Source organism: Gemmobacter lanyuensis (genome assembly GCF_014652355.1).
GTDB lineage: Bacteria > Pseudomonadota > Alphaproteobacteria > Rhodobacterales > Rhodobacteraceae > Gemmobacter > Gemmobacter lanyuensis.
Genome location: NZ_BMYQ01000005.1, coordinates 135,133 through 160,519 on the forward strand (window position 1 = coordinate 135,133; position 25,387 = coordinate 160,519).

At 62.1% G+C, this 25,387-nt stretch carries 37 protein-coding genes; 6 read left to right on the forward strand and 31 right to left on the reverse strand.

Features of this window, described 5'->3' with window-relative positions; all coding sequences use genetic code 11:
• The first annotated feature begins 59 nt into the window (after nt 1–59).
• From IE101_RS10285 to IE101_RS10300, 4 genes are all read left to right on the forward strand, one after another.
• Entirely contained in the window at nt 60–1,076 is a 1,017-nt protein-coding gene (locus tag IE101_RS10285; protein ID WP_189633743.1) for an amino acid ABC transporter substrate-binding protein, read from the forward strand.
• A 127-nt stretch (nt 1,077–1,203) separates the two neighbouring features.
• On the forward strand, nt 1,204–2,481 hold the full coding sequence (locus tag IE101_RS10290; protein WP_189633744.1) for an amino acid ABC transporter permease: 1,278 nt from the start codon (nt 1,204–1,206) through the stop codon (nt 2,479–2,481).
• Nucleotide 2,482: 1 nt separating this feature from the next.
• Nucleotides 2,483–3,790, forward strand: a complete 1,308-nt coding sequence (locus IE101_RS10295) for an amino acid ABC transporter permease (protein ID WP_189633745.1) — start codon at nt 2,483–2,485, stop codon at nt 3,788–3,790.
• 13 nt (nt 3,791–3,803) lie between these two features.
• Nucleotides 3,804–4,583 carry an amino acid ABC transporter ATP-binding protein gene (locus tag IE101_RS10300; RefSeq protein ID WP_308429869.1) on the forward strand — a complete coding sequence of 260 codons (780 nt, stop codon included), beginning with the start codon at nt 3,804–3,806 and terminating at the stop codon, nt 4,581–4,583.
• A gap of 72 nt (nt 4,584–4,655) precedes the next feature.
• Here the strand turns inward: IE101_RS10300 and IE101_RS10305 are convergent, their stop codons facing one another.
• The 3 genes from IE101_RS10305 to argB are packed head-to-tail and all read right to left on the reverse strand — an operon-like array spanning nt 4,656 to nt 6,705.
• On the reverse strand, nt 4,656–5,162 hold the full coding sequence (locus IE101_RS10305; protein WP_189633746.1) for a SixA phosphatase family protein: 507 nt from the start codon (nt 5,160–5,162) through the stop codon (nt 4,656–4,658).
• Entirely contained in the window at nt 5,159–5,809 is a 651-nt protein-coding gene (locus tag IE101_RS10310) for a ferredoxin (RefSeq protein ID WP_189633747.1), read from the reverse strand. The genes IE101_RS10305 and IE101_RS10310 overlap by 4 nt, the downstream gene beginning before the upstream one ends.
• The gene (argB, locus tag IE101_RS10315; protein WP_189633748.1) at nt 5,806–6,705 is read right to left on the reverse strand and encodes an acetylglutamate kinase; all 900 of its coding nucleotides are present in this window, start codon (nt 6,703–6,705) and stop codon (nt 5,806–5,808) included. The genes IE101_RS10310 and argB overlap by 4 nt, the downstream gene beginning before the upstream one ends.
• Nucleotides 6,706–6,822: 117 nt before the next feature.
• On the opposite strand from argB, the gene IE101_RS10320 reads away from it, so the two are divergent.
• Nucleotides 6,823–7,554: an SDR family NAD(P)-dependent oxidoreductase gene (locus tag IE101_RS10320; protein ID WP_189633749.1), complete on the forward strand. Its 732-nt coding sequence runs from the start codon at nt 6,823–6,825 to the stop codon at nt 7,552–7,554.
• A 5-nt stretch (nt 7,555–7,559) separates the two neighbouring features.
• Here IE101_RS10320 and IE101_RS10325 read toward each other — a convergent pair whose 3' ends face one another.
• The 20 genes from IE101_RS10325 to rpmC all read right to left on the reverse strand — a co-directional run bounded on the left by IE101_RS10325 (nt 7,560) and on the right by rpmC (nt 20,141).
• A complete protein-coding gene (locus IE101_RS10325) occupies nt 7,560–8,876 on the reverse strand; it encodes a replication-associated recombination protein A (protein ID WP_189633750.1) in 1,317 nt (438 codons plus the stop codon).
• A gap of 37 nt (nt 8,877–8,913) precedes the next feature.
• The gene (locus IE101_RS10330; protein ID WP_189633751.1) at nt 8,914–10,308 is read right to left on the reverse strand and encodes a Do family serine endopeptidase; all 1,395 of its coding nucleotides are present in this window, start codon (nt 10,306–10,308) and stop codon (nt 8,914–8,916) included.
• Nucleotides 10,309–10,460: 152 nt separating this feature from the next.
• A complete protein-coding gene (rplQ, locus tag IE101_RS10335; RefSeq protein WP_189633752.1) occupies nt 10,461–10,880 on the reverse strand; it encodes a 50S ribosomal protein L17 in 420 nt (139 codons plus the stop codon).
• Between the two features lie 162 nt (nt 10,881–11,042).
• A complete protein-coding gene (locus IE101_RS10340) occupies nt 11,043–12,059 on the reverse strand; it encodes a DNA-directed RNA polymerase subunit alpha (RefSeq protein ID WP_189633753.1) in 1,017 nt (338 codons plus the stop codon).
• A 114-nt stretch (nt 12,060–12,173) separates the two neighbouring features.
• Nucleotides 12,174–12,563 carry a 30S ribosomal protein S11 gene (gene rpsK / locus IE101_RS10345; RefSeq protein WP_054301602.1) on the reverse strand — a complete coding sequence of 130 codons (390 nt, stop codon included), beginning with the start codon at nt 12,561–12,563 and terminating at the stop codon, nt 12,174–12,176.
• A 15-nt stretch (nt 12,564–12,578) separates the two neighbouring features.
• Entirely contained in the window at nt 12,579–12,947 is a 369-nt protein-coding gene (gene rpsM, locus IE101_RS10350) for a 30S ribosomal protein S13 (RefSeq protein ID WP_146287357.1), read from the reverse strand.
• Between the two features lie 212 nt (nt 12,948–13,159).
• Entirely contained in the window at nt 13,160–13,810 is a 651-nt protein-coding gene (locus tag IE101_RS10355) for an adenylate kinase (protein WP_189633754.1), read from the reverse strand.
• Nucleotides 13,811–13,831: 21 nt separating this feature from the next.
• Complete coding sequence (gene secY / locus IE101_RS10360; protein ID WP_189633755.1) at nt 13,832–15,190, reverse strand: preprotein translocase subunit SecY; 1,359 nt, start codon at nt 15,188–15,190, stop codon at nt 13,832–13,834.
• Nucleotides 15,191–15,290: 100 nt separating this feature from the next.
• A complete protein-coding gene (gene rplO, locus IE101_RS10365) occupies nt 15,291–15,758 on the reverse strand; it encodes a 50S ribosomal protein L15 (protein WP_189633756.1) in 468 nt (155 codons plus the stop codon).
• 178 nt (nt 15,759–15,936) lie between these two features.
• Nucleotides 15,937–16,128 (reverse strand): 50S ribosomal protein L30, encoded by a 192-nt coding sequence (gene rpmD, locus IE101_RS10370; RefSeq protein ID WP_189633757.1) that lies wholly within the window; start codon nt 16,126–16,128, stop codon nt 15,937–15,939.
• 11 nt (nt 16,129–16,139) lie between these two features.
• Nucleotides 16,140–16,715, reverse strand: coding sequence for a 30S ribosomal protein S5 (gene rpsE / locus IE101_RS10375; protein WP_189633758.1), 576 nt, complete (start codon nt 16,713–16,715; stop codon nt 16,140–16,142).
• 11 nt (nt 16,716–16,726) lie between these two features.
• Entirely contained in the window at nt 16,727–17,086 is a 360-nt protein-coding gene (gene rplR / locus IE101_RS10380) for a 50S ribosomal protein L18 (protein ID WP_189633759.1), read from the reverse strand.
• A gap of 11 nt (nt 17,087–17,097) precedes the next feature.
• On the reverse strand, nt 17,098–17,631 hold the full coding sequence (rplF, locus tag IE101_RS10385; RefSeq protein ID WP_189633760.1) for a 50S ribosomal protein L6: 534 nt from the start codon (nt 17,629–17,631) through the stop codon (nt 17,098–17,100).
• Nucleotides 17,632–17,641: 10 nt separating this feature from the next.
• Nucleotides 17,642–18,040, reverse strand: coding sequence for a 30S ribosomal protein S8 (gene rpsH, locus IE101_RS10390; RefSeq protein ID WP_189633761.1), 399 nt, complete (start codon nt 18,038–18,040; stop codon nt 17,642–17,644).
• A gap of 12 nt (nt 18,041–18,052) precedes the next feature.
• Nucleotides 18,053–18,358 carry a 30S ribosomal protein S14 gene (gene rpsN, locus IE101_RS10395; protein ID WP_189633762.1) on the reverse strand — a complete coding sequence of 102 codons (306 nt, stop codon included), beginning with the start codon at nt 18,356–18,358 and terminating at the stop codon, nt 18,053–18,055.
• Nucleotides 18,359–18,377: 19 nt separating this feature from the next.
• Entirely contained in the window at nt 18,378–18,938 is a 561-nt protein-coding gene (gene rplE / locus IE101_RS10400; protein ID WP_189633763.1) for a 50S ribosomal protein L5, read from the reverse strand.
• A complete protein-coding gene (rplX, locus tag IE101_RS10405; protein WP_189633764.1) occupies nt 18,938–19,243 on the reverse strand; it encodes a 50S ribosomal protein L24 in 306 nt (101 codons plus the stop codon). The genes rplE and rplX overlap by 1 nt, the downstream gene beginning before the upstream one ends.
• Nucleotide 19,244: 1 nt before the next feature.
• Nucleotides 19,245–19,613 (reverse strand): 50S ribosomal protein L14, encoded by a 369-nt coding sequence (gene rplN, locus IE101_RS10410; protein ID WP_023666245.1) that lies wholly within the window; start codon nt 19,611–19,613, stop codon nt 19,245–19,247.
• A gap of 79 nt (nt 19,614–19,692) precedes the next feature.
• On the reverse strand, nt 19,693–19,926 hold the full coding sequence (rpsQ, locus tag IE101_RS10415; protein ID WP_189633765.1) for a 30S ribosomal protein S17: 234 nt from the start codon (nt 19,924–19,926) through the stop codon (nt 19,693–19,695).
• A gap of 11 nt (nt 19,927–19,937) precedes the next feature.
• Nucleotides 19,938–20,141 carry a 50S ribosomal protein L29 gene (rpmC, locus tag IE101_RS10420; protein ID WP_189633766.1) on the reverse strand — a complete coding sequence of 68 codons (204 nt, stop codon included), beginning with the start codon at nt 20,139–20,141 and terminating at the stop codon, nt 19,938–19,940.
• A 268-nt stretch (nt 20,142–20,409) separates the two neighbouring features.
• Between rpmC and IE101_RS10425 the strand changes: the two genes are divergently transcribed.
• Nucleotides 20,410–20,877, forward strand: a complete 468-nt coding sequence (locus IE101_RS10425) for a hypothetical protein (RefSeq protein ID WP_189633767.1) — start codon at nt 20,410–20,412, stop codon at nt 20,875–20,877.
• A gap of 64 nt (nt 20,878–20,941) precedes the next feature.
• Here the strand turns inward: IE101_RS10425 and rplP are convergent, their stop codons facing one another.
• The 8 genes from rplP to rplC form a co-directional block, all read right to left on the reverse strand.
• On the reverse strand, nt 20,942–21,355 hold the full coding sequence (rplP, locus tag IE101_RS10430) for a 50S ribosomal protein L16 (protein WP_189633768.1): 414 nt from the start codon (nt 21,353–21,355) through the stop codon (nt 20,942–20,944).
• A 14-nt stretch (nt 21,356–21,369) separates the two neighbouring features.
• Nucleotides 21,370–22,086, reverse strand: a complete 717-nt coding sequence (rpsC, locus tag IE101_RS10435) for a 30S ribosomal protein S3 (RefSeq protein WP_189633769.1) — start codon at nt 22,084–22,086, stop codon at nt 21,370–21,372.
• Nucleotides 22,086–22,466 carry a 50S ribosomal protein L22 gene (gene rplV, locus IE101_RS10440; RefSeq protein ID WP_189633770.1) on the reverse strand — a complete coding sequence of 127 codons (381 nt, stop codon included), beginning with the start codon at nt 22,464–22,466 and terminating at the stop codon, nt 22,086–22,088. Before rplV ends, rpsC begins: the two co-directional genes overlap by 1 nt.
• Before the next feature lie 5 nt (nt 22,467–22,471).
• Nucleotides 22,472–22,750: a 30S ribosomal protein S19 gene (gene rpsS, locus IE101_RS10445; protein ID WP_189633771.1), complete on the reverse strand. Its 279-nt coding sequence runs from the start codon at nt 22,748–22,750 to the stop codon at nt 22,472–22,474.
• A 3-nt stretch (nt 22,751–22,753) separates the two neighbouring features.
• Entirely contained in the window at nt 22,754–23,590 is an 837-nt protein-coding gene (gene rplB, locus IE101_RS10450; protein WP_189633772.1) for a 50S ribosomal protein L2, read from the reverse strand.
• A gap of 167 nt (nt 23,591–23,757) precedes the next feature.
• A complete protein-coding gene (locus tag IE101_RS10455) occupies nt 23,758–24,057 on the reverse strand; it encodes a 50S ribosomal protein L23 (RefSeq protein ID WP_189633773.1) in 300 nt (99 codons plus the stop codon).
• The gene (rplD, locus tag IE101_RS10460) at nt 24,054–24,674 is read right to left on the reverse strand and encodes a 50S ribosomal protein L4 (RefSeq protein ID WP_189633774.1); all 621 of its coding nucleotides are present in this window, start codon (nt 24,672–24,674) and stop codon (nt 24,054–24,056) included. Before rplD ends, IE101_RS10455 begins: the two co-directional genes overlap by 4 nt.
• Nucleotides 24,671–25,384, reverse strand: a complete 714-nt coding sequence (gene rplC, locus IE101_RS10465) for a 50S ribosomal protein L3 (RefSeq protein WP_189633775.1) — start codon at nt 25,382–25,384, stop codon at nt 24,671–24,673. Before rplC ends, rplD begins: the two co-directional genes overlap by 4 nt.
• Nucleotides 25,385–25,387: the final 3 nt, after the last annotated feature.

Genomic DNA, 25,387 nt, shown 5'->3' on the forward strand with positions numbered 1-25,387 from the left:
ACAGGGGTGTTCCAATAATTGCCGCCCGCAAACGGGTGGAAACTCAGGAAGAGGTACGCATGAAAAAATCCGTATTCCTTGGCACGCTTTCGGCAGCTGCACTGCTGGCCGGCATCGCGGGCGCAGGCACGCTGGATGACGTGAAGGCCCGTGGTCAGCTGATCTGCGGCACCAACGTCGGCCTGACGGGCTTTGGTGCGCCGGATGCCAATGGCAACTACCAGGGCTTTGACGTGGCGCTGTGCAAGGCCGTGGCCGCCGCCGTGCTGGGCGATGCCTCGAAGGTGAAATTCGTGCCGACCACCGGCGAGACCCGCTTCACCGCGCTGGCCTCGGGCGAGGTGGACGTGCTGATCCGCAACTCGACCTGGACCTTCTCGCGCGATGTGGACCTGAAGTTCGATTTCGTGGCGGTGAACTATTATGACGGTCAGGGCTTCATGGTGAAGAAGGACCTCGGTGTTTCGTCCGCCAAGGAACTGGACGGCGCCACGATCTGCATCCAGACCGGCACCACGACGGAACTGAACCTGGCCGACTTCTTCAAGGCCAACAACATGACCTACACCCCGGTGACGATCGCCGATGATGCCGAAGGGCAGCGTCAATATCTGGCCGGTGCCTGCGACGCCTATACCACCGATGCCTCGGGTCTGGCCGCCTCGCGCGCGACCATGCCGGACGCCGACAACCACATCATCCTGCCGGAAATCATCTCGAAAGAACCGCTGGGTCCGCTGGTCCGCCATGGCGACAACCAGTGGGGTGATGTCATCCGCTGGACCTATTACGCGCTGGTCGCCGCCGAAGAATATGGCGTGACCTCGGCCAATATCGAGGAAATGGCCAACACCACCCAGAACCCGGAAATCAAGCGCCTGCTGGGCGTTGAAGGGGATCTGGGCGCGATGCTGGGTCTGGACAAGGATTGGGGCAAGCGCGCCATCGCCGCTTCGGGCAACTATGGCGAGATCTTCGAGGCCAATATCGGTTCGGCCACCCCGATCAAACTGGCCCGCGGTCTGAACGCACTGTGGACGCAGGGCGGCCTGCAATACGCCCCGCCCTTCCGCTAAGATCGGCTGACAGCTGAACGGGGCGCGCCAGTCGCGCCCCGATCCACAATAAAACACAGACGCCTGCCTCGACGATCAAAGCACCGCACAAACGCGGGCATTGCAGGCTCTGGGGGGGTACACTCACATGGCTTTTGTCCAAGAACCGCCGAAAGACGCCTTTCGGCTCGGGATGCTCATTTACGACACACGCTATCGCTCCATTACCATTCAGGTGGTGGTGCTGGTGCTGTTTCTTCTGTTCCTGTCCTGGCTGGTGAACAATACCATCGCCAATCTTGCGCTCAAGGACCGCACCTTCGACTTCGCCTTTCTCTTTGCGCGGTCGGGATATGACATCAACCAGACGCTGGTTGATTACACCAATGACAGCTCACACCTGCGGGCGGCCTATATCGGGCTGCTGAACACGCTGCTTTCGGCGCTGATCGGCTGCGCGCTGGCCACGGTGCTGGGGGTGACGGTGGGCGTTTTGCGCCTGTCGCGCAATTGGCTGATCAGTCGGCTGATGACGGTCTACGTCGAAATCTTCCGCAATGTGCCCGTGCTGCTCTGGATTTTGCTGGGCGCGGCGATTCTGTCCGAGGCGACGCCCGCCCCCGCTGACTACCGCGTGACCGAGGCGATGCAAGCCGCAGGCGAGGCGCCCAAGGCCTCTATGGTCCTGTTCGATAGCGTGGCCATCACCACACGCGGTATCAACATCCCCGCGCCCATGGTCGAGCACGGCCTGCCGCGGCTGGAGCTGCCGGGGATCTCGCTCAACTCCAACCTGCTGGTCTTCTTCCTGGTGCTGGGCGCCGGACTTTATGCCGACCACCGCATTCGCGCCCACGCCCGCCGTGTGCAAGAGGCCACGGGCCTGCGCCCCGTGACCTGGTGGAAAAGCCTTGCCGTGATCTTTGTGCCGACCATCGGCCTGCTGATGCTCATGGGCTTTCACCTTGATTACCCGGTTTTGAAGAAGTTCAACTTCACCGGCGGGATCGAGGTTCTGCACAGCTTCACCGCCCTGACCTTCGCGCTGGCCGTCTATACCGCCGCCTTCATCGCGGAAATCGTCCGGGCGGGCATTCTGGCGATTTCCCGCGGCCAGTCCGAGGCGGCCTTTGCCCTGGGATTGCGGCCTGGCCGAACGATGAGCCTGGTGATCCTGCCGCAAGCGCTGCGCGTGATCATCCCGCCGCTGATTTCGCAATACCTCAACCTCACAAAGAACACCTCACTCGCGATCGCGGTGTCCTATATGGACCTGCGCGGCACGCTGGGGGGCGTCACGCTGAACCAGACCGGCAAAGAGCTGGAATGCATGCTGCTCATGATGGGCATCTACCTGACCATCAGCCTGACGATTTCATCGCTGATGAACCTGTTCAACCGTGCCGTGAAGCTGAAGGAGCGCTGAGATGGGCGAATTCACACCATTCGTGCGCACCGAAATGCTCGCTCCGCAGGCGCCGCCCGTCAGCCAACGCGGCGCGATCCGCTGGCTGCGCGAAAACCTGTTTTCGGGCCCGTTGAATACGGTGCTGACACTCTTGGGGCTGGCGGCCCTGCTATGGGTTGTATCGCATCTGGGCCCCTGGCTGTTGCATTCTGTCTGGAACGCAAATTCGCTGACCGAATGCCGCGAGATCATTGCCGCCACCTGGGGGGAGGGCGCCTCGGGCGCATGCTGGGCGATGGTGCGTGATCGCTGGCACCAATATCTGTTCGGCTTCTACCCCTCACCGCTCTATTGGCGGCCGACGCTGGCCTTTGCCCTGCTCTTTGTGGCGATTGCGCCGGTGCTTTACAGCCAACTGCCGCGCAAGCTGCTGCTCCTGACGGCGGTTTACCCGGCACTGACCTTCTGGTTGCTCTGGGGCGGGTCGATCTGGGTGCCCGTGGTGGCGATGATGGGCTTTGGCGTCTTCGCGGTGGTATTCCGCCTGGCGCAACCGCGTTTCGGCGTCCCGGTTTCGGCGGGCCTGGGGGCGGTTGCGACTTCGCTCTGGTGGATGTTTGCCCAAGCCCCGGTTGCAGCCGTTCTGCAAAGCATTGCACCGGTGACGCTGACCTCTGTGGACAGCGACCAGTTCGGGGGCTTCCTGCTTTCGGTGGTGATCGGGGTCACGGCGATTTCGGCGTCGCTTCCGATGGGCATCCTGCTGGCACTGGGGCGGAAGTCGGACATGCTGCTTGTCCGCACCCTCTCGGTCGGGTTCATCGAATTCATCCGGGGCGTGCCGCTGATCACGCTGCTTTTCACCGCGTCGCTGCTGCTGCAATACTTCCTGCCGCCGGGCAGCGATTTCGACATCATCCTGCGGGTGATCATTCTGGTGACCTTCTTCGCCGCGGCCTATATCGCCGAGGTGATCCGGGGGGGCCTCGCCGCCCTGCCCCGCGGGCAATATGAAGCCGCTGATGCGCTTGGTCTGGATTACTGGCAGGCCCAGCGGCTGATCATCATGCCGCAGGCGCTCAAGATCTCGATCCCCGGGATTGTTTCGAGCTTCATCGGCCTGTTCAAGGACACCACACTGGTGGCCTTTGTGGGGCTGAATGATCCGCTGAAGGGCATCACCCAGATCGTACGGGCCGACATCAACTGGAAGGGCATCTATTGGGAGCCCTATCTCTTTGCCGGCTCTATCTTCTTCCTCATCTGCTTCGGCATGTCGCGCTACTCCATGTGGCTCGAACGCAAGCTGAAGACCGATCATCGATAAGGAGGCCTGTCTCATGGCTGAACATGCAATCGACCGCTCGAAGATGAAGGTCTCGGACGAGGTCGCCATCCAGATCACCAATATGAACAAGTGGTATGGCCAGTTCCACGTCCTGCGCGACGTGAACATGACCGTGCAAAAGGGCGAACGCATCGTGATCTGCGGCCCCTCCGGGTCTGGGAAATCGACGCTGATCCGCTGCATCAACCGGCTGGAGGAACATCAGTCGGGGCAGATCCTAGTGGATGGCACCGAACTGACCAATGATCTGAAGAACATCGACAAGGTCCGGTCGGAAGTCGGCATGGTGTTCCAGCACTTCAACCTGTTTCCGCATCTGACGATTCTGGAAAACTGCACGCTGGCGCCAATCTGGGTGCGCAAGGTGCCGAAGAAGGAAGCGGAAGAAACCGCGATGCATTTCCTGTCAAAGGTGAAGATCCCCGATCAGGCGCATAAATACCCCGGTCAGCTCTCGGGCGGGCAGCAGCAGCGCGTGGCGATTGCGCGCTCGCTCTGCATGAAGCCGCGCATCATGCTGTTTGACGAACCGACCAGCGCGCTGGACCCCGAGATGATCAAGGAGGTGCTGGACACCATGATCAGCCTCGCGGAAGAGGGGATGACCATGCTCTGCGTCACGCATGAGATGGGCTTTGCCCAAGCGGTGGCGAACCGGGTGATCTTTATGGACAAGGGCCAGATCGTCGAACAGAACGAGCCGCGCGCCTTCTTCAACAACCCACAGTCAGAACGCACCAAGCTGTTCCTGAGCCAGATCCTCGGCCACTGAGGGCATGGAAAAGACCGGGGGGCTGCGCGCCCCCCGGACCCCTGCGGGATATTTTTTCCAAGATGAAGGGGATCAGAAGACCAGTTCGCGCGGGACGATGAAGTCATCCACGCTGCCTAGGCCCCAATCGACCTCTTCCCAGCTGTCCACGGCGAAATCAACGACAAGCGTCGCCCCCGTCGGATATTTCTGGAATTCCGGGTTCAGCGGCGCGCGGGCCACAAGCCGGTGGGCGAATTCGGAAATGCCGGGGTTATGGCCCAACATGAGCACGACATCCGCCTTGGCATGACGCAGCACGGCCAGCATGACATCTGCGCCCGCGTGGTAAAGCGCAGGTTTCAGATCGACCGCGCCATCAAAGACCAAGGCAGGGGCGATGCCGTCCCAGGTTTCCCGCGTCCGCACCGCATCGGAACAGAGCACCTGTCCCGGCACATAGCCGCGCGAGGCGAGCCAGCGGCCCAGATCCGCAGCCGCCGCGCGGCCACGTTCGTTCAGCGGGCGGTCATGGTCGGTCATCAGCGGGTCATCCCAGCTGGATTTCGCATGCCGCGTCAGGATCAGGCGTTTGGTCATGTGTGGAACTGCCCCATGTGATAGGCCGAGTGTTCCTCCAGTCTGGCATAGGAAGCCGAGACGGGGCAAGCGCGGCGCACGGCACAGCCCTGCGACATGCAAGCCGCACCTGCAGACGTATTGAGGAAATGGTGGCAGGCCGGCACGTCATAGCCCGCATCCGTCAGTGCGCCTGCCGGGCAGGCCGTGCGGCAGGGGGCGGCGCAGTTGTCACAGGGCCGGGACGGCGGGGCGGGCAGGTCAAGCGTTTCGCGCAGGGCCAGCGCGCCGCGGAACGACACCAGAAGCCCCGCGCGATCATGGATCAGAAGGCGCACCGGGCTTTCCCAGGCGCGGCCGCTGCGCAGCGCCCATTGGTAGAACGGATGCCAGGGCGGACCGCCAAAGGGAAACAGCGCCTTGGCCCCCAGATCACAGGCAAGCCGCCCGATCACCCGACGCGACCAGCGATCCATCGGATCGGGGGTGCCATCGCGCCATTCGGGCTGATCGGTGAAATGCGGCCAGAAGCCGGGCTCGGACGGGCCGAGCAGCAGCAGGGACCGGGTCTTGGGGGGCAGGCCGACCTCATCCCCGGCGGTGTTGAAACCGCCAAGGATTTCAAGGTGATGCGCCGCAGCGCGGCGGGCGATATCCGCGAGGCTCACCGACGGGTGCGGGGTTTGACCCGCGGCTCGGTCGAGCGGATCTGCGACCCGGCGCCATGATCGGTGAAAAGCTCGAGCAGTACCGCATTGGGCAGGCGGCCATCCAGAATCGTCACCGCGCGCACGCCCTGATCCAGTGCCATCAGCGCGGTTTCGGTCTTGGGGATCATCCCGCCCGCGATGACGCCATCAGCGGTCATTTGGCGGATTTCCTCGGGGGTGATCTGGGTCATCACCTCGCCCGCGGCGTTCTTCACGCCCGAGACGTCGGTTAGCAGCAGCAGGCGGTCGGCCTGCAACGCGCCTGCAATCGCGCCCGCGGCCGTATCGCCGTTCACGTTGAAGGTTTCGTTATCGGCCATGCCCGTCGCCACCGGAGCCACGACCGGGATGATGCCGGCGTTGTAAAGATCGCGCAGCACCTGCACATTCATCTCGACCGGCTTGCCGACAAAACCCAGTTCCGGATCATCGGCCACGCAGACCATCAGGTCATCATCCTTGCCGGAAATCCCCACGGCGCGGCCACCCTGATCGTTGATCGCCTGCACGATGCGCTTGTTCACAAGGCCCGAGAGGATCATCTCTACCACCTCGACCGTGGCCTTGTCGGTCACCCGTTTGCCGCGCACGAATTCCGATTTGATGCCCAGCTTGTTGAGCATGTCATTGATCATCGGCCCGCCGCCATGCACGACCACCGGGTTCACGCCGACCTGGCGCATCAGCACGATGTCGCGGGCAAATTCGGCCATCGCATCATCATCGCCCATCGCATTGCCGCCGAATTTCACGACGACAACCGCGCCGGAATAGCGCTGCATATAGGGAAGAGCCTCGGCAAGGGTCTTGGCGGTCTGGAGCGAATCCTGCATCGTCGCGGTCTGCTTTTTCATGGAAAGGGCCATCGGTTCAGGCGGGTACGGTCCTGTTGGTAGCCCCTTTGCCCCGCCCTGCCAAGGTTGCAATTCCCGTATCGCGGCTTAGGGTAGCTGCGAAATCCGGAGGTCGAGATGAGCGAACAGAAGGTCATGGTCCTGACAGGCGCAAGCCGGGGGATCGGTCATGCCACCGTCAAGCGCTTTGGCGCCGAAGGGTGGCGCGTGCTGACCTGTTCACGCCAGCCCTTCGATCCGCGCTGCCCCTGGCCGGGGGGCGAGGAGAACCATATCCAGATCGACCTGGCCAGCCCGGATGCCACCATCCGCGCCATCACCACGATCAAGGAAAAGGTCGGCGGTCGCCTGCATGCGCTGGTCAACAATGCCGGAATTTCTCCGAAAGGGCCGAATGGCGCGCGGCTGAACACGCTGGAGACGGATCTGCGGACTTGGGGGCAGGTCTTCCATGTGAACTTCTTTGCCTCGATCGTGCTGGCGCGGGGTCTGAAGGATGAACTTTCCGCAGCAGGCGGATCGGTGGTCAATGTGACCTCGATCGCGGGCAGCCGGGTGCATCCATTCGCAGGGGCCGCTTATGCCACGTCCAAGGCGGCGCTGGCCGCGCTGACGCGGGAAATGGCCCATGATTTCGGGCCTTTGGGTGTGCGGGTCAATGCCATCGCCCCGGGCGAGATCGAAACCTCGATCCTGTCGCCCGGTACGGAAAAGATTGTCGAGAAGCTGCCGATGCAGCGTCTGGGTCAGCCCAAGGAAGTGGCGGATGTGATCTGGTTCCTGTGCTCGGACCAGTCTTCCTACATCTCGGGCGCCGAGATCGAGGTGAACGGGGCGCAGCACGTCTGACGCCCCTACCCGCCCTGACGTTTGGCCCGCAGCTTGCCAAAGTAATCGACGCGCTTCTTCAGTTCGCGTTCAAAGCCACGTTCGGGCGGCGCATAGAACACCGGGCGGCGCATCCCTTCGGGAAAATAATCCTGCCCCGAAAACCCGTCTTCGGCGTCATGGTCATAGGCATAGCCCGCGCCATAGCCGATATCCTTCATCAGCCGGGTGGGCGCGTTGCGGATATGCAGGGGCGGCGGCAGGCTGCCCGTGTCACGCGCGGCTGCGCGCGCGGCCTTGTAGGCAACATAAACCCCGTTCGATTTGGGCGCGAGCGCAAGGTAAACCACCGCATTGGCCAGCGCCAATTCCCCCTCGGGGCTGCCCAGCCGTTCATAGGTTTGCCAGCTGTCGATGCAGACGGCCTGCGCCTGCGGATCGGCAAGCCCGATGTCTTCGACCGCCATGCGCGTCAGACGGCGGGCCAGAAAGCGCGGGTCTTCGCCGCCTTCGAGCATCCGGGCAAACCAGTACAGCGCCGCGTCCGGATCGCTGCCGCGGATGGATTTATGCAGCGCCGAAATCAGGTTGTAATGTTCTTCGCCCGATTTATCGTATTTCGTGGCCCGCCGCATCAAACGCTGCGAAAGCTGCGCCTTGGTCAGGGGTGCGCCCTTGTGGGCCGCGACCTGCTCGATCAGGTTCAGCGCCGCACGACCATCGCCATCCGCCATTTCCAGCAAAGTTTCGCGCGCCTCACCCACCAGCGGCAGGGCGCGGCCCAATTCGCGTTCGGCCCGTTGGGCCAGCCGTTCCAGATCGGCCAATGACAGCCGGTCAAGGACGATGACCTGCGCGCGCGACAGAAGCGCGGCGTTCAGCTCAAAGCTCGGGTTTTCGGTGGTGGCGCCGACCAGAAGGATCGTGCCATCCTCCATATGCGGCAGGAACCCGTCCTGCTGCGCCTTGTTGAAACGGTGGATCTCATCCACGAAGAGCAGCGTCCCCTGCCCGTTCGCCCGCCGGATCCGGGCCTGTTCAAAAACCTTCCGCAGTTCGGGCACGCCGGTGAAGATCGCGCTGATCTGCACGAAGGCCAGCTGGGTCTGATCGGCCAGCAGCCGGGCAATGGTCGTTTTGCCCACCCCCGGCGGACCCCACAGAATCAGCGACGACAGGCTGCCTGCCGTCAGCATCGCCCCCAGCGGGCCCTCTGCCCCAAGGGCCTGTTCCTGCCCGATGACCTCGGACAGGGATTTGGGCCGCAGGCGGTCGGCCAGGGGCCGGGGCGCCTCGGGCTGCGGACGTGCGGGGGAAGAGGGTGTATCGAACAAGTCAGACATGGTGACAGATTAGGCGCTCTGCCCCCGCGGGGGAAGGTCAGATGCGGAAGCGCAGCATCATGGGCTGACCATCGCGCAAGACCTCGACCGCCCAGCGGCGCTGCAACTGCGTGCTGGCCGCCTCCACATCGGCAGGCGTGACGATTTTCTGCCCATTGATGGCCACCAGCACATCCCCCGGACGCAGACCGACCCGCGCAGCAAGTGCATCGGCCCCCGTGACAACCACACCCTCCGAGGCGGTGTCAGGCAGGTTCATCTCGGCGCTCACCGCGGGGTTGATCCGCGACACCGACAGGCCGCGCAGCACGCTGTCGTTGCCCATGGTCCGCGGATCGCGGGCGGGGCTGTCGGGCGCGGCGACGAGGGTGGTCTTCGCCTCTCGCCGGGTGCCGTCGTGCAGATAGGTGATGCTGACCTCTTTCCCGATCCCCAGCGCCGCCAGCCTGAACATCACCTCTTGCGGGCTATCGGTCGGCGCACCATCGATGGCAAGGATCACATCGCCAACCGCCAGACCCGCGGCGCGGAAGGGGCTTTCGGGGTGCAACTGCGCCACAACCACGCCCTCCGGGCGCGGCAGGCCCATGGCCTCGGCCATGGCCGCATCCATCGCCTGCCCCTGCACACCCGCCCAAGGCCGCTGGAAGCGCGTCTCACCCGCCACAGCCTGTTCGATGAAATTCTGGACAAGGTTCGAGGGGATCGCAAAGCCGATGCCGTTCGACCCACCCCCACGCGTCAGAATCGCCGTGTTGATGCCAATCAGACGCCCGGCCACATCGACCAGCGCCCCGCCTGAATTGCCGGGGTTGATCGCCGCATCGGTCTGGATGAAATACCCATGCCCCGCCCCGATGGCGAGCGTGGAGCGCCCCAGACCCGAGATGATGCCCGAGGATACGGTCTGCCCCACACCAAACGGGTTACCGATGGCCAGCACCAGCTCCCCCACCTCGACAGCGTCGGAATTCCGCAGTGGCAGCGAGGGCAGATCCCGCGCGCCTTCCAGCTGCAAGACCGCCAGATCGGCCTCTTTGTCGGCCAAGAGAACATGGGCTTTGAATTCGCGGCGGTCCGAAAGCTCGACCCGGATTTCCGTCGCATTTCCGACGACATGGTAGTTGGACACCACGATGCCGTCCTGGCCCACAATCACCCCCGACCCGAGGGCGTTTTCCACCCGGGGGACCGACCGGCCCATGCCCTGAAAGAATTGCTCGAAGAACGGGTCGCCCGCGAAGGGGTTGACCTTTTGCTCCACCACCACGGTTGCATAGATATTCACCACCGCCGGCGCCGCCTGCCGCACCACCGGCGCGAAGCTGAGCGAGATCTGCGCTTGGTCCTGCGGGACATCCTGCGCGAAAATGGGGGTGCTGAGTGCTGCAATCAGCAGCGGCGTGCAGAAAAGGCGCGTCAGTCGGTTCATCCGGAACACCTGCATTGCTAAGGCCACCTCCGATATGGTCGGCCCGCGCGCCGGATGCAACGGACTGTGTCAACGCCTCCCGTCCGCGTGAGCGGCCGTTCCAAACAAAAAGGCCCGCCGGAGGCGGGCCTTTCCGTGCCGTTGCGGGCAAATCAGGCTTCGGAAGCCTCAGCCGCTTCGGTGCGCGCGCGGTCGGCAGCGCCCTTGGCGGAGGGATCACGATCCACGAATTCGATGATCGCCATCGGAGCCATGTCGCCATAACGGAAACCGGCTTTCAGGATGCGGACATAGCCGCCCTGACGGTTCGCATAGCGCGGGCCGAGGATAGCGAACAGACGCTCGACATGCTTGTCTTCTTTGAGCTGCGCAGCAGCCTGACGACGGGCATGCAGATCGCCGCGCTTGGCCAGCGTGATGAGCTTTTCGACGATCGGACGCAGTTCCTTCGCTTTCGGAAGGGTGGTCTTGATCTGCTCGTGCTCGATCAGAGCGCCGGACATGTTGGCGAACAGCGCCTTGCGGTGTTCGTGGGTGCGGTTCAGACGGCGGTAGCCGCGAGCGTGACGCATGATGATCTCCTAGCGTTTTGCTTTGTCTTGCAGCCCTGCGTTGGGGCCACTTCGCTGGGGCGGAATTGCCCGTTCAGGCCGATCACGATCCAAAGGACCGTTCTTTGCCCTTCTTTCCCCGCCATCGCGGGCATTTGGGGGGCGTTACCGCCCCCCGAAACCTTAGAACTGGTCTTCGAAGCGCTTGGCCAGATCTTCGATGTTTTCCGGCGGCCAATCCTCGACGTCCATGCCGAGGTGCAGGCCCATGCCCGAAAGCACTTCCTTGATCTCGTTGAGCGACTTGCGACCGAAGTTCGGGGTGCGGAGCATCTCGGCTTCGGTCTTCTGGATCAGATCGCCGATATAGACGATATTGTCATTCTTGAGGCAGTTGGCCGAACGGACCGAAAGCTCCAGCTCGTCCACTTTCTTGAGGAGGAGCGGGTTGAATTCCAGACCGGTGTCCAGTTCCTGCTTCGAAGCCGACTCCGGCTCGTCGAAGTTCACGAAGATCGCCAGCTGGTCCTGCAGAATACGGGCAGCATAGGCCACCGCGTCTTCCGGCGTCAGGGCACCATTGGTTTCGATCCGCATGGTCAGCTTGTCATAGTCGAGCACCTGACCTTCGCGGGTCGGTGTGACTTCGTAGGACACTTTCTTGACCGGCGAGAAGATCGCGTCGATGGCGATCAGGCCGATCGGCGCATCTTCCGGCTTGTTCTTGTCCGCCGCAACATAGCCTTTGCCGGTATTCACGGTCAGCTCCATGAACACGTCGGCGCCATCGTCGAGGTGGCAGATCACGTGGTCCTTGTTCAGAACCTCGATCCCGTTCGATTCCGAAATGTCACCGGCGGTGACAACGCCCGGCCCCTTGGCCGAGATCGAAAGACGCTTCGGCCCTTCGACTTCCATCTTGAGCGACACGCCCTTCAGGTTCAGGACGATGTCGGTGACATCCTCACGTACGCCTGCCACGGACGAGAATTCGTGCAGCACGTTGTCGATCTGCACCGAGGTGATGGCGCCGCCCTGAAGCGAGCTCATCAGCACGCGACGCAGCGCGTTGCCCAGCGTCAGACCAAAGCCGCGTTCCAGCGGTTCGGCGACGATGGTCGCGGTCCGTGCCGCATCCGGCCCCGGCTTGACGACCAGTTGGGTCGGCTTGATGAGTTCAGCCCAATTCTTGTGGATCATGCGATCGCCTCCATTCTTGTTCCCTGCCCATGTCCAGAAGCAGCGAACGCCCGAGGTTCAGAAATAGACAACCGGGCCGCGCATTTTCAGCGCGGCCCGATCAAAAAACATGCGTCAGACGCGGCGACGCTTGGGCGGACGGCAGCCGTTGTGGGCCAGCGGCGTCACGTCGCGGATCGAGGTGATGGTCAGGCCAACCGCAGCCAGCGCACGCAGCGCCGATTCGCGGCCCGAACCCGGACCTTGCACTTCGACTTCAACGGTCTTCATGCCATGTTCCTGCGCCTTGCGGGCAGCGTCTTCGGCGGCCATCTGGGCGGCATAGGGGGTCGACTTACGCGAACCCTTGAAGCCCATGGTGCCCGACGACGACCAGGAAATGGCATTGCCCTGAACGTCGGAGATCAGGATCTTGGTGTTGTTGAACGAGGAGTTCACATGAACGACGCCAGCGGCGATGTTCTTGCGTTCCTTACGCTTCATACGGGTCTTATCACGAGCCATTGGTCACGCCTCCCCTTACTTCTTCTTGCCGGCAATCGGCTTCGCCGGGCCCTTGCGGGTGCGGGCGTTGGTGTGGGTGCGCTGACCGCGAACCGGCAGGTTCCGGCGGTGACGCAGGCCGCGATAGCAGCCGAGGTCCATCAGACGCTTGATGTTCATCGACACTTCGCGACGCAGGTCGCCTTCAACGGTGAAGTTGGCGTCGATATATTCGCGAATGGCCAGCACTTCGGCGTCCGAAAGCTGGTTCACGCGACGGGCGCGATCGATGTTCAGGGCTTCGCAGACCTGCTCGGCGAAAAAGGCGCCGATGCCATGAATGTACTGGAGCGCGATCGGAACCCGTTTCGCGGTCGGGATGTTGACGCCAGCAATACGTGCCACGCGTATCTTCCTTCATGTTGCGGTTCCGTAATGCCAGAACCTTTTTTCACAACCCCGGAGCGGCGCGAGAATGCATTAAACGCCGACCGGATCGAACGCCGGACCCGAATCACATCCGATAGGATGAAACACAAAAGCCACGGACGATTCCCATACGGGACGCCGTGGCTTAGGGGGTTTTGATGCGCGCGTCAAGGGCGGCGCACCAAACTTCATTTCTTGTCAAGAACTTTCGCAACGGCGGCGGCAACGGCCTCCATCTCGGCCAGACCATCGACCGAGGCGAGCTTGCCCCTGGCATAGTAATAGCCAATCAGCGGCGAGGTCTTCTTGTAATACTCCATCAGGCGATGCTTGAGGCTGTCCTCATTGTCATCGGCCCGGCGGACCATCTGGGTGCTGCCACAGACATCGCAGGTGCCCGCAACCTTGGTGGGCTTGGTCACGTCATGATAGACAGCGCCACAGCCGCCGCAGGTAAAGCGCCCGGTGATCCGTGCGACCAGGGCCGCATCGTCCACCTGCATCTCGATCACGGCATCCAGGCTCTGCCCGGTCTTTTCCAACAGCGCGCCAAGCGCATCCGCCTGCTTCAGCGTGCGGGGGAAGCCGTCAAAGATGAAGCCTCCACCCGCATTGCCGGTGATCTTTTCCTCGATCAGGCCGATGACGATCTCGTCGGTGACGAGCCCGCCCTTGTCCATGACCTCGGCGACCTTCTTGCCCATCTCGGTGCCAGAGCTGCGCGCCTCGCGCAGCATGTCACCCGTGGAAAGCTGCACCATGTTCCGTTCGTCCACCAGCCGCTTGGCCTGCGTGCCCTTGCCCGCGCCGGGCGGTCCGAGGAGGATGATATTGACCATGATGCTCTCTTCCCTTGTCTTTTAGCGGCGCGTGGGCGCCTTGTTGCCGCTGCGCTTCTTGCCGCGCAGCTGCGATTTTTCGATCAGACCTTCATACTGGTGGGCCAGCAGATGGGACTGGATCTGGTTGATGGTGTCCATCGTGACCGACACCACGATAAGCACCGACGTGCCGCCGAAGTAGAAGGGAATGGACAGCTGACTGCGGATGATCTCGGGCAGGAGGCAGACGAAAGCCAGATAGGCCGCGCCCAGAACGAGGATCCGGTTCACCACATATTCGAAATATTCTTCGGTCTTTTTGCCAGGCCGGATGCCCGGAATGAACCCACCCTGATTCTTCAGGTTTTCAGCAACCTCATCCACCTTGAAGGCAACGTTATGGGTGTAGAAGTAGGCAAAAAACACGATCATCGACACGAAGAACAACAGATAGAGCGGCTGCCCCGGCCCGAAATAGGCCAGAATCGTCGACATCACCGGCCCGGTCTGCGTATGCGAGAAGGCGGCGATGGTCGTCGGCAGCAGCAGCAGCGACGAGGCGAAGATCGCCGGGATCACGCCCGCGGGGTTCACCTTGATCGGCAGATGGCTAGACCCGCCGTCATAGATCTTCATGCCGACCTGACGCCGGGGATACTGGATGTGGATCTTGCGCAGCGCACGTTCGAGGAACACCACGAAGGCAATGACCGCAACCACCATGATCATCACACCGACGATGACCGGCCAGCTGACCGCACCCGACCGACCCTGGCTCAGGAACTGCGCCAAAGCTGCCGGAATTTCCGCCACGATGCCCACGAAGATGATGAGCGAAGTGCCATTTCCGATGCCGCGGGCGGTAATCTGTTCGCCAAGCCACATCAGGAACATGGTCCCGCCGACCAGCGTGATGACCACCGAAGCGCGGAAGAACATGCCCGGCTCATGCGCGAGGTTCCCGGCCTCCAGGCTCACCGCGATGCCCCAGGCCTGGAAGAGAGCCAGCGCCACCGTGCCGTAGCGGGTGTACTGGTTCATCTTCTTGCGGCCCTGCTCGCCCTCTTTCTTCAGCTGTTCCAGCGAAGGGACCATCGACGCCAGAAGCTGCACGATGATCGAGGCCGAGATATAGGGCATGATGCCAAGCGCGAAGATCCCCATGCGGCTGATCGCGCCGCCGGTGAACATGTTCAGGATGCCGCCCAGACCGGCCGAGACATCCGACATGAAATTGCGCAGCGCCGCCCCGTCGATCCCCGGAACCGGGATATAGGTGCCCAAGCGGTAAACGATCAGCAGACCGATCGTAAAGAAGATGCGTTGGCGAAGGTCACTCGCCTTGCCAAGGGCGCCCCAGCTGAGGTTCGCCGCCATTTGCTCTGCAGCAGATGCCATGCCCGTGCTCTTTCATGAGAGCGCCGCCGAACCGGTTTTCCGGTCGGCGGCGCGGGAAAACTTGAGCTTGATGTAAGCGGTCTTGCGACCGCTCACAACATTATTCCGCAGCCGCTTGCGCGACGGTGAGCGAGCCACCGGCAGCCGCCACAGCGTCAACGGCAGCTTGCGAAGCGCCGGTCACGGTGATGACCAGTTTCGAGGTCACGGCACCCTTGGCCAGCACGCGCACGCCATCGCGCTTGTACTTGGTCACACCGGCCGCAACCAGCGCGTCCTCGGTGATTTCGGCCGCATTCAGCTTGCCGGCCGCGACGAATTTCTCGATCAGGCCCAGGTTGATGACCGCGTATTCCTTGGCGTTCGGCTTGTTGAAGCCACGCTTCGGCAGACGACGGTAGAGGGGCATCTGGCCGCCTTCATAGCCACCCAGAGCCACGCCCGAGCGGGACTTCTGACCCTTGATACCACGGCCGGCGGTTTTACCCTTGCCCGAGCCCGGACCACGCGCCACGCGCTTCTGCTTGCGGGCTGCGCCTTCGTTGTCACGGAGTTCATTCAGTTTCATGTCGCACTCTCCTTGGCCGGAACTGCCCTACCTGCGACGGATGGGGCAAACACGGCATTTTTCTTGGATTCTGGCAATCGCGGTGGATTCCACGCCCGCCTAATAAAAGCAAAAGACGCGCGGTGCAACCCGCGCGTCTCTGCAGCAGGACGAAACCGCCCTACCTTATTCGCTGCAATCAGCCGCGCTCTTCGATGATCTTCACAAGATGCGAGATCTTGTTGACCATGCCGCGAACCGAAGGGGTATCTTCCAGTTCACGGGTGCGGTGCATCTTGTTCAGGCCCAGACCTTTGAGGGTCGCGGTCTGAATGGCGGGGCGGCGCGCGGCCGAGGCCACTTGCTGCACGACGATGGTTTTTTTAGCCATGTCCTAACTCCTTACGCCTCGACCGCTTCGCCTTCGGGCTTCTTCAGGATCTCGGCGACCTTCTTGCCGCGACGCTGCGCGACTTGACGGGGCGAGGATTCCTGCTTCAGACCGTCGATGGTCGCGCGGATCATGTTGTAGGGGTTCTGCGAGCCGAGCGATTTCGCCACGACGTCCTGCAGGCCCAGCATTTCGAACACGGCGCGCATCGGACCACCGGCGATGATACCGGTCCCCGGAACGGCCGCACGCATTACGACACGACCGGCGCCGTGGCGGCCTTCCATGTCATGGTGCAGGGTGCGGGCGTCTTTCAGCGGCACACGGACGAGCGAGCGCTTGGCCTGTTCAGTGGCCTTGCGGATCGCTTCCGGCACTTCTTTCGCCTTGCCTTTGCCGAAGCCGACACGACCGCGCTGATCGCCGACCACCACGAGAGCGGCAAAGCCAAAGCGCTTGCCCCCTTTCACGGTTTTCGACACGCGGTTGATCGCTACCAGACGGTCAGCGAATTCCGGAGTTTCCTCACGGGCATCGTTCCGACGATCTTCACGACGGCCTTCGCGACGGTTTTCACGTTCTGCCATTTTTCAACTCCTCAGAACTTCAGGCCGCCTTCACGGGCAGCGTCGGCCAGAGCCTTGATCTTCCCGTGAAAGAGGAAACCACCGCGGTCGAAGTAGCACTCTTCGACACCGGCCGCTTTCGCACGCTCGGCAATCGTGGCGCCCACTTTGGTAGCGGCTTCCACGTTGTTCTTGCCGACGAAGCCCAGCTCTTTCTCCAGGGTGGAGGCCGAGGCAAGCGTCACGCCGCGCACGTCGTCGATCAGCTGAACGCTGATGTTCTTGCTGGAGCGGTGGACCGACAGACGCGCACGCCCGTTGGCCATCGCCTTGATTTTGTTCCGGACGCGCAGGCGGCGCTTGAGGAACAGCTCTCTCTTGTTGTTCGCCATCTTCGCAGTCCTTACTTCTTCTTGCCTTCCTTGCGGAAGACGAACTCGTCCTTGTACCGGATCCCCTTGCCTTTGTAGGGCTCAGGACGTTTCCAGTCGCGGATGTTCGCAGCCACCTGACCAACGAGCTGTTGATCGATGCCTTCCACAACGATTTCGGTCTGTTTCGGAGCCGTCACGGTGACGCCAGCCGGAACTTCGAAGTTCACTTCGTGCGAATAGCCGAGCGACAGTTTCAGGACGTTGCCGGTCATCGCGGCGCGGTAACCCACGCCCTGGATTTCCAGCTCTTTCTTGAAACCGGTGGTCACGCCCACGGCCAGGTTTTCAACCATGGACCGGACCATGCCCCACTGCTGACGCGCACGCTTCGAGGTGCCACGCGGAGTGACGACGATTGCACCGTCGTTCAGCGCCACGCTGACGTCGTCGGTCGCGGTGAAGCTGCGGGTCCCTTTCGGGCCCTTCACTTCGACGGTCTGACCGTTGACGGTAGCCGAAACGCCATTCGGCAGAGCGACGGGTTTTTTGCCAATACGAGACATCTAACCCTCCTCAGAACACGGTGCAGAGCACTTCACCGCCGACGTTGGCGGAGCGTGCAGCTGCATCGGACATCACGCCTTTCGGCGTGGAGACGATCGAAACGCCAAGACCATTGCGGACGGACGGAATGTCCTTCACGCCCATATACACACGGCGGCCGGGTTTCGAGACGCGTTTCAGTTCGCGGATGACGGGCTCGCCTTCAAAGTACTTCAGCGAGATCACCAGCTCACCCTGACCATTGTCGGTCGAGGCGCGCTCGTAGCCACGGATGTAGCCTTCGTCAGCCAGAACATCGAGCACCCAGGCGCGCAGCTTCGAGGCGGGGGTCGACACGGTCGACTTGCCACGCTGCTGTGCGTTGCGGATGCGGGTGAGCATATCGCCGAGAGGATCGTTCATCGACATGTGCGTTCCTCCTTACCAGCTCGACTTCACCATGCCCGGGATCTGGCCGAACGAGGCCAGTTCACGCAGCATGATACGCGACAGTTTGAGCTTACGGTAATAAGCGTGCGGACGGCCGGTCAGCTGGCAGCGGTTGTGCAGCCGGGTCGCGGACGAGTTGCGGGGCAGTTGTGCCAGCTTCTGGGCAGCTTGGAAGCGCTCAGCGACGGGCAGGTCCTGGTTCGAGATGATCTCTTTGAGAGCAGCGCGCTTGGTGGCGTAGACGTCCACCAGATGCTGACGCTTCTTCTCGCGTTCGATCATGGATTTTTTGGCCATAATGTCTTTCCTCGCGCGATCAGCTGGAGAACGGCATGTTGAAGTGCTTCAGCAGCGACTTCGCTTCAGCGTCCGTCTTGGCGGTGGTGCAGATGATGATGTCCATGCCGAGAACGTCGTCGATTTTGTCGAAATCGATCTCGGGGAACACGATCTGCTCCTTGAGCCCCATGGCGTAGTTGCCACGGCCGTCAAACGAATTGCCCTTCACGCCGCGGAAGTCGCGGACGCGCGGCAGGGCCACGTTGACGAGACGGTCGAGGAATTCGTACATGCGGTCGCCGCGGAGGGTGACCTTGCAGCCGAGCGGCATTTCTTCACGAACGCGGAAGCCGGCGATCGACTTCTTGGCGTGGGTGATGACAGCCTTCTGACCCGCGATGGCGGTCAGCTGCTCGGCAGCTGCTTTCACCTTCTTGGTGTCTTTCACGGCTTCGCCGACGCCCATGTTCAGGACGATCTTGTCCAGACGCGGGATCTGCATATCGTTCTTGTAGCCAAACTCTTCTTTGAGCGCGGCGCGGATGGTGGCCTTGAAGGCGGCCTTCAGACGCGGGGTGTAGGTCGCAGCGTCAAGCATCAGATCACGTCCCCCGTGGTCTTGGCATAACGGACCTTCTGGTCGCCTTCCATGCGGAAGCCAACGCGGGTCGGTTTGCCGTTCTTGTCAACGATCGCGAGGTTCGACAGGTCGATCGGCATGGCTTTCGCGATGCGGCCGCCCTGCGAGGCTTGCGACTGCTTGGTGTGGCGGATGGCAATGTTCACGCCCTCGACAACGGCTTTGTTTGCCGACGGGTTCACCGAGGTGATCTCACCCTGCTTGCCCTTGTCCTTGCCGGTGAGCACGACGACTTTGTCGCCCTTTTTCAGCTTCGCAGCCATATCACAGCACCTCCGGCGCCAGCGAGATGATCTTCATGAAGTTCTTCGCACGCAGCTCGCGCACGACCGGCCCGAAGATACGGGTGCCAACCGGTTCGCCCTGGTTGTTCAGGATGACGGCGGCGTTACGGTCGAAACGGATCGAGGTGCCGTCTTCACGACGCACTTCTTTCGCGGTGCGAACGACGACGGCCTTGCGGACGTCACCTTTCTTCACGCGACCTTTCGGAATCGCTTCCTTGACCGACACCACGATGATGTCGCCCACGGATGCGTAGCGGCGGTGCGAACCGCCCAGAACCTTGATGCACTGCACCCGGCGAGCGCCGGAGTTGTCAGCAACATCCAGATTGGTCTGCATCTGGATCATTTGGTTTCTCCCGACCTTTGAGACCGCTAATCCGTCACGGCCCCAGGGTTTCGTTCAAGGCTGAACGATGGGCCGAGGCTTACGCCTCGACGACCACCGTCCAACGTTTGGTCTTCGAGATCGGCGCACATTCTTCAATGCGAACCACGTCACCGACCTTGAACTTGTTTTCCGCATCGTGAGCGCGATATTTCTTCGACTTACGAACGGTCTTTTGCAGCAGCGGGTGCTTGAAACGGCGCTCAACGAGAACGGTGATCGTCTGCTCGTTCTTGTCCGAGGTCACGACACCCTGCAGGATACGCTTCGGCATGTGTCTACTCCTCAGTTCGCCGCCGCAACTGCGGCTTTCTGGTTCAGAACCGTCTTCACGCGGGCCACTTCCTTGCGGACAGCGCGCATACGGGCGGTGTTTTCAAGCTGGCCGGTCGCTTGCTGGAAGCGCAGATTGAACGCTTCCTTTTTGAGTGCCACGAGCTGCTCACGGAGCTGCTCGGGCGACTTGGCCTGAAGTTCCTTGGCGGTCATGCGCCTTTTCCTTTTGACAATCGCCAGACGGCCCCTCTGAAACAGGGTGACCGTACACCTGGCGGATCAATGACGAACCAACGAATCCGAGTCACCTCGGATCCGCAGATGCGCCCGTGTACGGGTCTCGGGCCATAAACGCAAGGGAAAGTTTGGTGCGGGCGGGAAAGGCAGCCCACGCAGCGGGCGTCGCGAAAGCTGCATCGCCCTGATGCGTTTCGGTTTAGCATGGGGTCAGGACGTGATTCAACTGTTCGGAGTATGCCGCTTGAAAGCCCTGTTCCTCGCCCTGCCCCTGCTGACGACCGCGACCCTGACCCTCGCCCAAGATGCCATGCCCTGGGAGGAGAACGGCACCTTCCCCGCCTATAGCACCACTGCCGAAGCCGTGACCGGCGACATTACACTGCGCGGCGGCGAAGTGAACAAGATCCTCACCACCGCGGGCGGTGCCGAAATCCCGCTGATCTATGTCGAGGACAGCAGCTCGGCCTGGAACCTCGGCGACCCCGAGGTCTGGTCCGGCGGCATCTTCGCCGTGGCCGAAGACCCGGGTGAGCTGGAGAATGGCAATTACCTCTGCGGCGCGGATTGGGAGGCGACCTTCGTCGTCTTCACCCCCATCGAATTGCCGGGCATGGACCCAATCCTGCAAATGGCAGTCTTTGGCGGCGATCAGCCCGAGAATATCGACGACCCCGATCTTTGCGGCACCTATAATTACGTCATCGAATAGCCAAACAAAAAGCCCCCGCCGTTTCCGGCGGGGGCCTGATCCTGAACGGCTTGCGCCGACGGGATTACCAGTCTTCGCGGGCGACCACGCGGGTCGTGACCGGAAGCTTCATCGCACCCAGGCGCAGGGCTTCACGCGCGATCGTTTCGGCAACGCCGTCGATCTCGAACATGATGCGGCCCGGCTTCACCTTGCACGCCCAGTAATCGACCGAACCCTTACCTTTGCCCATACGGACTTCGGTAGGTTTCGACGAAACCGGAACATCCGGGAACACGCGGATCCAGACCCGGCCCTGACGCTTCATGTGACGGGTGATCGCACGACGCGCGGCTTCGATCTGACGCGCGGTGACGCGCTCAGGCTCGGTCGCCTTCAGGGCAAAGGACCCGAAGTTCAGGGCGAAACCGCCCTTGGCTTCGCCGTGGATCCGGCCCTTGTGCTGTTTGCGGAACTTCGTCCGTTTCGGTTGCAGCATCTTTCTCTACTCCCTTAGGCGCGTTCGCGCTCGCGGCGCGGACCGCGCGGGGCGGGGCCGTCCTGGGCTTCGGTCAGACGACGGTCATGCGCCTGCGGATCGTGCTCAAGGATTTCGCCTTTGAAGATCCAGACCTTCACGCCAATGATCCCGTAGGGGGTCTTGGCTTCGGACAGGGCATAGTCGATGTCGGCGCGCAGGGTGTGCAGCGGCACGCGACCTTCGCGGTACCACTCGGTCCGGGCGATCTCGGCACCGCCAAGGCGGCCCGAAACGTTCACGCGGATCCCCAGTGCGCCCATGCGCATCGCGTTCTGCACGCCGCGCTTCATGGCGCGACGGAACGAAACGCGACGTTCCATCTGCTGGGCGATCGACTCGGCAACGAGCTGAGCGTCCAGTTCCGGCTTGCGCACTTCGACGATGTTCAGGTGCAGTTCCGAAGCGGTGAACTTCGACAGCTTCTTGCGAAGCCCTTCGATGTCAGCGCCCTTCTTGCCGATGATCACGCCCGGACGTGCGGTGTGAATGGTCACACGGCACTTTTTGTGCGGACGTTCGATGATCACCTTAGACACGCCGGCCTGCTTGCATTCCTCATGGATGAAGTCACGCATCTTGAGGTCTTCAAGCAGCAGGTTGCCGTAGTCTTTCGAGTCGGCGAACCAGCGGCTGTCCCAGGTCCGGTTGACCTGGAGGCGCATCCCGATGGGGTTTACTTTCTGACCCATTACGCAGTCTCCCCTTTCTGACGCACCTTGATGGTGATTTCCGAGAACGGCTTCATGATCTTGCCGAACCGGCCACGCGCACGCGGACGGCCACGTTTCATCACCAGGTTCTTGCCGCAGTAGGCTTCGGCAACCACCAGCTCGTCAACGTCGAGGCCGTGGTTGTTTTCAGCGTTGGCAATGGCCGACTGCAGGCACTTCAGCACGTCCTGAGCAATCCGCTTTTTCGAGAAGGTGAGGTCGGCAATCGCCTTGTCCACCTTCTTGCCGCGGATCAGACCAGCAACGAGGTTCAGCTTCTGCGGCGAGGTCCGAAGCATCTTCGCTTTCGCGAAGGCCTCATTCTCCGCCACGCGGCGCGGATTCTTTTCCTTACCCATGGCGATTACTTCCTCTTGGCTTTCTTGTCGGCGGCGTGACCATAGTAGGTCCGGGTCGGCGAATATTCACCGAACTTCTGGCCGATCATTTCTTCGGTCACAGCAACCGGGATGTGCTTCTTGCCGTTGTAGACGGCGAAGGTCAGCCCGACGAACTGCGGCAGGATGGTGGAACGACGCGACCAGATCTTGATGACCTCGGCCTTGCCGGATTCGCGCGCTTTTTCTGCTTTCTTCAGCAGATAGGCGTCGACGAAGGGGCCTTTCCAAATAGAACGCGACATGGATTAACGCCCCTTCTTCGCATTGCGCGACCGGACAATGTACTTGTCGGTCTGCTTGTTCTTGCGGGTCTTGTTACCCTTGGTGCCCTTGCCCCACGGCGTAACCGGGTGACGGCCACCAGAGGTCCGGCCCTCACCACCACCATGCGGGTGGTCGATCGGGTTCATCGCGACACCGCGAACGGTCGGACGCACGCCTTTGTGGCGCATACGACCGGCCTTACCGAAGTTCTGGTTCGAGTTGTCGGGGTTCGACACGGCACCAACGGTGGCCATGCATTCCTGACGGACCATGCGGAGTTCGCCCGAGGACAGGCGGATCTGCGCGTAGCCACCGTCACGCCCGACGAACTGGGCATAGGTGCCAGCAGCGCGGGCCAGCTGGCCGCCCTTGCCGGGCTTCAGCTCGACGTTGTGAACGATGGTACCGATCGGCATGCCCGAGAAAGGCATCGCGTTACCGGGCTTCACGTCGGTCTTGGCGCCAGCGACAACAGTGTCGCCCACGGCGAGACGCTGCGGCGCCAGGATATAGGCAAGCTCGCCATCGTTGTATTTCACGAGGGCGATGAAGGCGGTGCGGTTCGGATCGTATTCAATCCGCTCGACGACCGCCGGAACGTCGAACTTGCGACGCTTGAAATCCACAACGCGGTAGAGACGCTTCGCGCCGCCACCCTTGTGCCACATCGTGACGCGTCCGGTGTTGTTGCGGCCACCCGTCTTGGTCAGACCCTCGGTGAGGGCTTTGACCGGACGACCTTTGAACAGCTCCGAACGGTCGATCAGAACCAGCCCACGCTGGCCAGGCGTCGTCGGTTTATACGACTTAAGTGCCATGCTTTCTGTCTTCCGTTAGCTAGCGCATGACGCCCCCGAAGGATCGTCCTCGCGCGGTTGTAGGGCTCCGAAGATCCCCGGTGACTTCGTGGGGTACCTTGCGGCCCTGTCCACGAAAAATCCTCGGCCCCGGAAAGTCCGGGGCCGAGAGATTCGTGCGGCTTCTATCAGAGGCCCGAGGCCACGTCGATAGTGTTCCCCTCTTCGAGGATCACATAAGCCTTTTTCTTGTCGCTGCGTTCGCCGGGACGGCCACGGAAACGCTTGACCTTGCCCTTCGACACAACGGTGTTCACGGCCTTGACCTTCACACCAAAGACAGCCTCGACGGCTTCCTTGATCTGCGGCTTGGTCGCGTCCATCGCCACCTGGAAGGTCACCGCATTCGAGGCTTCCGCCGCGAGGGTGGTCTTTTCGGTGATCAGGGGCTTCTTGATCAGGTCGTAGTGTTCGGGTTTCGCGCTCATTTCAGGCGAGCCTCCAGAGCTTCGACACCCGCCTTCGTGATCACGAGCTGATCGCGCTTCAGGATGTCATAGACGTTGGCACCGATCGACGGCAGCACATCGATGGTCTCGATGTTGCGGGCGGCCTTCACGAAGTTCTCGTTCAGGTCGGCGCCGTCGATGATGAGGACGCGCTTCCAGCCCAGTTCCTTCGCGACCTTGGCCAGCTGAGCGGTCTTGGCTTCGGCCAGGGCGGCCGTGTCCAGAATGATCAGCTCGCCCGCTTTCGCCTTGGCCGACAGCGCATGGCGCAGGCCGAGGGCGCGGAACTTCTTGGGCAGGTCATGGGCGTGCGACCGCGGGGTCGGGCCCTTGTAGACGCCACCGTGACGGAAGATCGGCGCCTTCTTGGAACCGTGACGTGCGCCACCGGTGCCCTTCTGGCGGTAGATCTTCTTGGTCGAATAGCTCACGTCCGACTTGCCGAGCACCGAGTGGGTGCCAGCCTGGGCCTTCGCGCGCTGCCAGCGGACAACACGGTGAAGGATGTCGGCGCGCGGCTCGAGGCCGAACAGCGCTTCGTCCAGATCGATGGAACCGGCATTGCCGCCGTCCAGCTTGATCACATCAAGTTTCATGCTTCACCCCCTTCGGCGGCTTCAGCAGCCGGCGCAGCCGAACGAACAGCGGCAGGCAGCGGCAGACCAGCCGGAGCGGCTTTCTTCACCGCGTCCTTGATGGTGACCCAGCCACCCTTGGAACCGGGCACGGCGCCCTTCACCAGGATCAGGCCACGGTCGGCGTCGGTCTTGACGACCTGCAGGTTCTGCGTGGTCACACGCACGGCACCCAGATGGCCAGCCATCTTCTTGCCCTTGAACACCTTGCCGGGGTCCTGGCACTGGCCGGTCGAACCGTGCGAACGGTGCGAGATCGACACACCGTGCGAGGCGCGCAGACCACCGAAGTTGTGACGCTTCATCGCACCGGCAAAACCTTTACCGATCGAGGTCCCGGCGATGTCAACGAATTGACCCGCGAGGTAGTGGTCGGCGGTGATTTCAGCGCCCACGTCGATCAGGTTTTCAGCCGAAACGCGGAACTCGGCCACTTTGCGCTTCGGCGCCACATTCGCTTTCGCGAAATGGCCACGCTGCGCGGCGGTCGTGTTCTTGGCCTTGGCCGAACCGGCACCCAGCTGAACGGCGGTGTAGCCGTCTTTGTCGGCGGTGCGCTGAGCAACCACCTGCAGGGCGTCGAGTTGGAGGACGGTCACAGGAACCTGCTTGCCGTCTTCGAGGAACAGCCGGGTCATGCCCAGCTTCTTGGCGATAACACCAGAACGCATTGG